The organism is Terriglobales bacterium, from assembly GCA_035651995.1.
Taxonomy (GTDB): domain Bacteria; phylum Acidobacteriota; class Terriglobia; order Terriglobales; family Acidobacteriaceae; genus DASRER01.
Window position 1 is genome coordinate 1 of the sequence record DASRER010000018.1, and the last position, 2333, is coordinate 2333.

2 protein-coding genes are annotated in these 2333 nt (G+C 62.0%); both read right to left on the reverse strand.

Annotated elements, in window-relative coordinates; all coding sequences use genetic code 11:
* A partial coding sequence (locus tag VFA60_05815; protein ID HZQ91290.1) for an aminotransferase class I/II-fold pyridoxal phosphate-dependent enzyme occupies positions 1–750 on the reverse strand: 750 nt, incomplete at its 3' end.
* Positions 751–818: 68 nt separating this feature from the next.
* The gene (gene cysK, locus VFA60_05820) at positions 819–1958 is read right to left on the reverse strand and encodes a cysteine synthase A (GenBank protein ID HZQ91291.1); all 1140 of its coding nucleotides are present in this window, start codon (positions 1956–1958) and stop codon (positions 819–821) included.
* Positions 1959–2333 lie beyond the last annotated feature (375 nt).

Genomic DNA, 2333 nt, shown 5'->3' on the forward strand with positions numbered 1-2333 from the left:
CACGCCGCGCAGGACAAGCCAGCATTCAAACGGCGACAGGACTGCCCCCTGGGACTTCTGAATGAACGCCAACCGCTCGGCCTGCTCTTGGGTGGTGCAGATGATCGCGCCGCCCAGGCCGTCGGAGTGACCGTTGAGGAACTTGGTGGTGGAGTGGACGACCATGTCCGCGCCCAGTTCGATCGGATGCTGGAAGTACGGCGACATGAAGGTGTTGTCCACCACCAGCTCTACACCCTTGCGGCGGCAGACGCGCGCGATGGCAGCGATGTCGCTGATGGTCATCAGCGGGTTGGTCGGGGTCTCGACGTACACGTAGCGCGTGTTGCGCTCCAGCGCCCGCTCGACGGCGCGTACGTCGGAGGTGTCCACGTAGCTGAACTTCAGTCCCTGCTGCGCGAGGATTTGATTGAACAGGCGCGGCACGCCGCCGTACACGTTGTGCGAGCACACCAGGTGGTCGCCGGCCTTCATCATGGTGCACAGGGCATTGATGGCCGCCATCCCGCTCGAGAACACGCGCGCAGCTAGGCCCCCTTCCAGCGCGGCCAGGTTCTCCTGCAGCCGGTCGCGCGTGGGATTGGAGACGCGGGCGTATTCATAGCCGGCACGCGGCTTCCCCAGCTCTTCCTGGACGTATGTTGACGTAGCGTAAATCGGCACGGTTACAGAACCAGTGACCAGTTCGGGCTCCTGGCCGGCATGGATGGCGATGGTCGAAAAGCCTGCGGACTGTCTCTCTTTGGGCATAACTGGTCGGGTCTTCCAGCCTTTCGGTCTCTCAGTCTAGCGGTCTGGCGGTCGGCCTGGTTGACGGCTCAGGGTCCTTCGAAGATGCCCTTGGACAGGTACCGCTCTGCGGAGTCAGGAATGACGGTGACCACTCTCTTCCCGCTTCCGAGCCGCTTTGCCACCTCGACCGCGGCGTACACGTTGGCTCCGCCGCTGGAGCCGCTGAAGACGCCTTCCCGGGCTGCGAGCTGCTTGACCATATCAAAGGCGGGAGGATCGTGAACCATGATGATCTCATCGGCCAGCGAGCTATCGAAGGTTTTGGGCATGAAGCTGGCGCCGATGCCTTCCACCTTGTGATCGCCCGGCGGGCCGCCGCCGAGTACCGATCCCTGCGATTCCACGGCTATCGCGAGCACATCCGGCAGGCGCTCCTTCATGAACCGCGCCACACCGCTGAAGTTGCCGCCGGTCCCTACGCCGATCACAACCGCGTCCACCTGCCCCTGGAGCTGTTCGAAAATTTCGCGTGCCGTGGTTTCGTAGTGGTAATCGGGATTGGCGGGATTTTCGAATTGGCCGGGAAGGAATGAATTGGGAATTTTAGCAGCCAGTTCGCGGGCGCGACGGATAGCGCCCGCCATACCTTCGTCATCGGGCGTGCGGATCACCTCCGCGCCCAGGGCCTGCATGAGCGTGACTTTTTCCTTGGAGAATTTCTGCGGAACACAGAAAATCACGCGGTAGCCGCGGTTCACGCCAATCAGTGCCAGCCCTATGCCGGTATTGCCGGCCGTGGCTTCGATAATTACGAATCCCGGGCCGAGCTTCCCTTCTTCTTCCGCGCGGCGGATCATGCCGATCGCAGCGCGGTCCTTCACGCTTCCACCGGGGTTTAGATATTCCAGCTTGGCATAGACGTCAGCGGCGCCGGGAGGAACCAGGCGCCGCAGGCGCAGCATCGGCGTTTCACCGACAAGTTCGGTAATGCTCTCGGCGACGCGCAGGTGCGGCGTTACCTGTGTGGACATTCGCACGCTACAGGGTAAGAGAAGCGGCGAGCGATTGGCAATCAGCAGCTTCTGATTCCCAGGGAAAGGAGAAACCCCTGCTGAGAATTGTGGGATTGCAAAAACCCTTTCATGCTCGGGCCCGGCCGCCTTCCGCCGGGTGATCAAGTGGACCGGCACTGCCAACAGCGTCAGCGCATCGAGGCCCTCGCACAAGCAGTTCTTGATTCCCGCGCCATGTTTCCCCAGGCCAGCTTGGCCGACCTCTACGATCGCGAAGTGAATGCCTCCTGAACTTGCGCGTGCTCACTTCGCGCTTGATTCCGCCATAGACCGGCTCTACAGACCCGCTCCCTTCACCAGTGACAGAGAACGGGTCGAGCACCTTTTCCAGCGCTACGAAGCCCTCGTGCGCCCGCCCCTCGCCGTGGAAAGGGACGTCCCCCCGCGTCGCCGGCGAGTTCAGCGCGCTTCTGGCTGATTACCCGCCATTCTTCGACAGGCTGTACTCGCGGGCGAACACGAGTGCCTCGTATTTCAACGAGCCTAGGAGCAATTTCCTTGACGCTGCTTGCTTAAGCATTCGTTGCA